This is a genomic window from Allostella sp. (assembly GCF_041913585.1).
Classification (GTDB): domain Bacteria; phylum Pseudomonadota; class Alphaproteobacteria; order ATCC43930; family Allostellaceae; genus Allostella.
Window position 1 is genome coordinate 1 of sequence record NZ_JAYSFE010000210.1, and the last position, 4,657, is coordinate 4,657.

At 72.3% G+C, this 4,657-nt stretch carries 5 protein-coding genes and 2 other RNA genes; all 7 read right to left on the reverse strand.

From position 1 onward, the window contains the following. Position 1: 1 nt before the first annotated feature. The gene (locus tag ACE3Q3_RS22950; protein ID WP_374449953.1) at positions 2 to 625 is read right to left on the reverse strand and encodes an NUDIX domain-containing protein; all 624 of its coding nucleotides are present in this window, start codon (positions 623 to 625) and stop codon (positions 2 to 4) included. Next, complete coding sequence (locus tag ACE3Q3_RS22955) at positions 622 to 1,161, reverse strand: SspB family protein (RefSeq protein WP_374449955.1); 540 nt, start codon at positions 1,159 to 1,161, stop codon at positions 622 to 624. Before ACE3Q3_RS22955 ends, ACE3Q3_RS22950 begins: the two co-directional genes overlap by 4 nt. Before the next feature lie 62 nt (positions 1,162 to 1,223). Further along, positions 1,224 to 1,535: a transfer-messenger RNA gene (ssrA, locus tag ACE3Q3_RS22960) on the reverse strand. Positions 1,536 to 1,560: 25 nt separating this feature from the next. Then, positions 1,561 to 2,151 (reverse strand): recombination mediator RecR, encoded by a 591-nt coding sequence (recR, locus tag ACE3Q3_RS22965; RefSeq protein WP_374449957.1) that lies wholly within the window; start codon positions 2,149 to 2,151, stop codon positions 1,561 to 1,563. Positions 2,152 to 2,170: 19 nt separating this feature from the next. After that, entirely contained in the window at positions 2,171 to 2,494 is a 324-nt protein-coding gene (locus ACE3Q3_RS22970) for a YbaB/EbfC family nucleoid-associated protein (RefSeq protein ID WP_374449959.1), read from the reverse strand. Continuing rightward, complete coding sequence (locus ACE3Q3_RS22975) at positions 2,491 to 4,317, reverse strand: DNA polymerase III subunit gamma/tau (RefSeq protein ID WP_374449962.1); 1,827 nt, start codon at positions 4,315 to 4,317, stop codon at positions 2,491 to 2,493. The genes ACE3Q3_RS22970 and ACE3Q3_RS22975 overlap by 4 nt, the downstream gene beginning before the upstream one ends. A gap of 55 nt (positions 4,318 to 4,372) precedes the next feature. Beyond that, positions 4,373 to 4,471: signal recognition particle sRNA small type (gene ffs, locus ACE3Q3_RS22980), an RNA gene on the reverse strand. Positions 4,472 to 4,657 lie beyond the last annotated feature (186 nt).

The following is a 4,657-nucleotide window of genomic DNA, read 5'->3' on the forward strand; positions in this document are numbered from 1 at the left end:
TCTAGGGCGGCGCCAGCCGTTCGCGCACCGCGGGCGGCAGCGAGCCGTCGCGCCAGCGCAGCTCCAGCGCCTGGAGGGCGGCGACGCTGAGGGCGTCGCGGATGCTGCCGTCGCGGACGAGGCCGAAGGCGGCGCCGAGCGGCAGCCGGCGCAGTCGCAGCTGCTCGGTCGGCTCGGGCTCGGCCGCCCCCTGCGTCAGGTCCCAGGCGAGGTAGGCGATCGCGCGCTCGTCCGACACCGAGTTCGAGAGATCCATCTCCAGCAGCGGCAGCCAGCCGGCGGCGACCAGCCCGGTCTCCTCCGCCAGTTCGCGGGCGGCCGATTCGAGCGGCGGCACCCCGTGCGGGCCGCCGCCTTCCGGAATTTCCCAGCTGTAGGTGCCGAGCGGGAAGCGGTACTGGCCGACGAGCCAGGTGTGGCCCTGGTCATCGACCGGGACGACGCCGATCGCCAGGTTCTTGAAGTGGACGGTGCCGTAGATGCCGGGCGTGCCCGCCGGCGTCAGCACCTCGTGGTGGGTGACGCGGATCCAGCGATTGTCGTAGCGCACCTCGGCGCGGCGCACCGTCCAGGGATTGGCGTCCGCGTCCGGACCGGGCCGCCCGTCCTCGGCGGGGCCGGTCACTTCTTGCGGAAGGCGTCGAGGGCCACGACCTCGCCGGTGCGTCCGGCGGCCGGCCTGGCCTCCTCGCCCGCGGGCGGCTCGCCGGTCGGTGCCGGCAGCGCGTGCATGGTGGCTTCCGGCCGCGGCTCCGTCTTCGCTGCGCTCTCGACCTTCGCCTTCGCCTCGCCCTGGGCGACGCCGGGCGGCGCCTCGAACTGCAGGCCGAAGCTGACGGAGGGATCGGCGAAGCCGGTCAGCGCCGGCCACGGCACGACCAGCCGCTCGTGGATGTCGCGGAAGCTGAGGGTGACCGCGAGATGGTCCTCGCCCGCCTCCAGCCCCCAGAACTGGTGCTGCAGGACGATGGTGATCTCTTCCGGATACTTCTCGCGCAGATACTCCGGCACCTCGACGCCGGGATAGTCGGTCCGGAAGCTGATGTAGAAATGGTGGGCGCCGGGAAGGCCCCGCTCGGCGGTGCGCTGGAGCACGCTGCGGACCACTCCGCGCAGCGCGCCGTCCATCAGGGCCGGGTAGTTGAATTGGTCCTTCGCCATACGCCCGGGCCGTCCCCCTCGCTGTCGTTGCGGCCCCTCCCCGCAGGAGGGCGCCCGGAATGAGTGGGGGGCTTCTGTTGCCCGGTGCCCCCCGAACCGCGCTTACCGGTTAGGCAGCGAGTGCGACCTTGTTGTCGTTCGCACTTAGGATTTGACCCGATAACGGCGGTATCATGCCGGGCGAAAGCAACGCCTTTACTACGCGCGTCGATCCTGGTTCGCCCCCATGGACCGGGGCCGGAGGCCCCGGTGAATGGTGGAGGCGCCGGGCACTGCCCCCGGGTCCGCTACGCCTATTCCACGCACCATTTATCGCCATAGTCGGTTGCCCGACACCGGGGAATATAGGCGCGGCCGATGCCCTGCACCAGGGGGTCCGGAACGGATCGGGCCGACCGATCAGCGGCGCGCCCGGAGTGCGGCCGCGAGCGTGCCCTCGTCGAGATAGTCGAGTTCGCCGCCCACCGGCACGCCGTGGGCGAGACGCGAGACGCGCACGCCGGTCGCCTCCAGCCGTTCGGCGACGTAGTGGGCGGTGGTCTGGCCGTCGACGGTGGCGTTCAGGGCCAGGACCACCTCTTCGATCCCTTCCCCGGCGACGCGCTCGACGAGCCGGCCGATCGCGAGGTCGTCCGGCCGCACGCCGTCCAGCGCCGAGAGCAGGCCGCCCAGCACGTGATAGCGGCCGCGGAAGGCACCGGACCGCTCCATCGCCCAGAGGTCGGCGACGTCGGCGACGACGCAGAGGATGCTCCCGTCGCGGCGCTCGTCGCGGCAGAGCTGGCACGGGTCGATGGTGTCGAGGTTGCCGCAGCGGCTGCACGGCCGCACCTTGGCGGCGGCGTCGGCAAGCGCGGCCGCCAGCGGTTCCAGCACCAGCGCTCGGCGCTTCAGCAGGAAGAGCGCCGCCCGGCGCGCCGACCGGGGTCCCAGTCCCGGCAGCTTGGCGAGCAGCAGCACCAGCCGCTCGATCTCCGGTCCGCCCGCCATCCGCCGCGCCGGCCGCCGGTCAGAACGGCAGCTTGATGCCGGGCGGCAGCTTCAGCCCGCCCGTCAGCTTGGCCATCTCCTCGGCCGCATGGGCGTCGACCTTGGCCTTGGCGTCGTTGATCGCGGCCACGATCAGATCCTCCAGCACCTCGGCCTCCTTCGGCTCCAGGAGCTGGGGGTCGATGCGGATCCGGCGCGCCGCGCCCTTGCCGTTCAGCGTCACCTCGACCATGCCGGCGCCCGCGCTGCCGGTCGCCTCGGCCTCGGCCAGCCGATCCTGCATCTCCTGCATGCGCTGCTGCATCTGCTGCGCCTGGCGCATCATCTCGCCGATGTTCTTCACGGGTCCTCTCCGTCGTAGGGATCGACGTCGTCGTCGGGATAGTCGGCCGGCACGAAATCGTCCTCGGCCGGATCGGGCGGCGCCTCCACGCCGGCCACGCCGCCGAAGCGCGGCGCGGCCGGCGCGGGGACCGCCGGCGCGGGCGCGGCGCCGTCGAGCGTGCGCACGGCCTCGATCGCCGCGCCCGGGAACGCCTCCAGCACCGCCCGCACCAGCGGGTGTTGCGAAAGCTCGTGCCGGACCTGGCGCTCGGCCGCCTCGGCCTGCGCGCGCAGCGTCGGCTCGGCCGGCCCGTCGGAGATGCTGATGATCCAGCGCCGGCCCGTCCATTGGGTCAGCAGGGTGCCCATGCGGTTGGGCGTCTCGCGGTTCTTCGCCTCGGGCCGGAGGCGCAGCTCGATCCGTCCCGGCTCGAAGCGCACGAGCTGCACGTCCTGCAGGATCTGGGCGTGCAGCACCACCTCGCGATGGTCGGCGAAGAGCGCGACCGCCTCGGCGAAGGTGGCCGGCTGCGGCAGTTCGGCGGATGGCGCGATGGCCGGCGGCGCGACGGCCACCGGCTGCGGCACCGGAACGGGACGGCCGCCCCCCGCTTCGGCACGGACGCCGCCGGCGGGTCCGGACGGCGGAGTCGCGGCCGGTCCCGCCTCGCGCTCGCGCTCGATGAGCCGCACCAACTGCGCCGGATCGGGCAGGCTGGCGACGTGGGCGAGGCGGATCAGCACCATCTCGGCCGCCTGCCGCGGCACCGGTGCCGCCTGGGTTTCGCCCAGTCCCTTCAGCAGGATCTGCCAGGCGCGGGTCAGCACGGGAACCGACAGCTGGCCGGCCAGCGCCCCGCCCTCGACCCGCTCGATCTCCGGCAGGCTGGTCGCCTCGACCGAGTCGGGCGCGGTCTTGAGGCGGGTGACCATGTGGACGACGCCGAGCAGGTCCTGGAGCAGGGCGACCGGGTCGGCGCCGGCGCGGTAGGAGCCGTCGAACCGGTCGAGCGCCTCGCCGACCGCACCCTTCATGACGGCGCCGAACAGGGCGAAGACCTGGCCGCGGTCGGCGAGGCCCAGCATGTCGCGGACGCGCGCCGCCTCGACCGGCCCGTCGCCGAGCGCGATCGCCTGGTCGAGCAGCGACAGCCCGTCGCGCACCGACCCGTCCGCCGCCCGCGCGATGAGGCGGAGCGCCTCGTCCTCGGCCGTCACGCCCTCGTCGCCGGCAATGCGGCGGAAATGCTCGAACAGCCGGTCGGCCTCGATCCGCCGCAGGTCGAAGCGCTGGCAGCGCGACAGGATGGTGATCGGGACCTTGCGGATCTCGGTCGTGGCGAAGACGAACTTCACGTGGGCCGGCGGCTCCTCCAGGGTCTTGAGGAGGGCGTTGAAGGCCGCCATCGACAGCATGTGGACTTCGTCGATGATGTAGATCTTGTAGCGCGCCTGGACCGGCAGGTAGCGCACCCCGTCGATCAGTTCGCGCATGTCGCCGACGCCCGTGCGGGATGCGGCGTCCATCTCGAGGACGTCGACGTGGCGGTCCTCGGCGATCGCCCGGCAATTGGCGCACACCCCGCACGGTTCGATGGTCGGGCCGCCGCCGCCGTCCGGGCCGATGCAGTTGAGCGCCCGGGCGATGATGCGGGCGGTCGTCGTCTTGCCGACGCCGCGCACCCCGGTCAGCATGAAGGCGTGCGCGATCCGCCCGGTGCGGATGGCGTTGCCCAAGGTCCGCACCAGCGCTTCCTGGCCGATCAGGTCGGCGAAACGGTCGGGTCGGTACTTCCGGGCGAGGACGCGATACGGCGGATGCGGGGCTGTCGGATCGGTCATGACGCCAGCGGCCGGTTCCTGAGCCCCAGAGATGGGCGCATTGGCGCGGGATAGGGGTGGGAGGCTGGTCGACGACCCGGCTCGGAACTCGTTACGGCTGCTTCCTTCCGGACCTGACCGGGTTGGCGAGGGATCCGTCCGCCGCCAACCTCCCGGCGTCACTATATCAGGCCGGACGGCCGGCGGGGCAAGGGTGTCGCGACCGCCGCTTCATTGAACACGTATCGTCAACAATCCATCTCTTTCGGAGCGGATTATCAATTCTGTTGGTGGGCACTAGATTCCGGTCATCGCAACGGGGTGATCCCCGAAGCCGACGGAACCAAGGAGAGCCGCCATG

Coding starts and splice junctions, on each gene's coding strand:
- ACE3Q3_RS22955 (WP_374449955.1), bottom strand. CDS start 1,161: ATGGCGAAGGACCAATTCAACTACCCGGCCCTGATGGACGGCGCGCTG.
- recR (WP_374449957.1), bottom strand. CDS start 2,151: ATGGCGGGCGGACCGGAGATCGAGCGGCTGGTGCTGCTGCTCGCCAAG.
- ACE3Q3_RS22975 (WP_374449962.1), bottom strand. CDS start 4,317: ATGACCGATCCGACAGCCCCGCATCCGCCGTATCGCGTCCTCGCCCGG.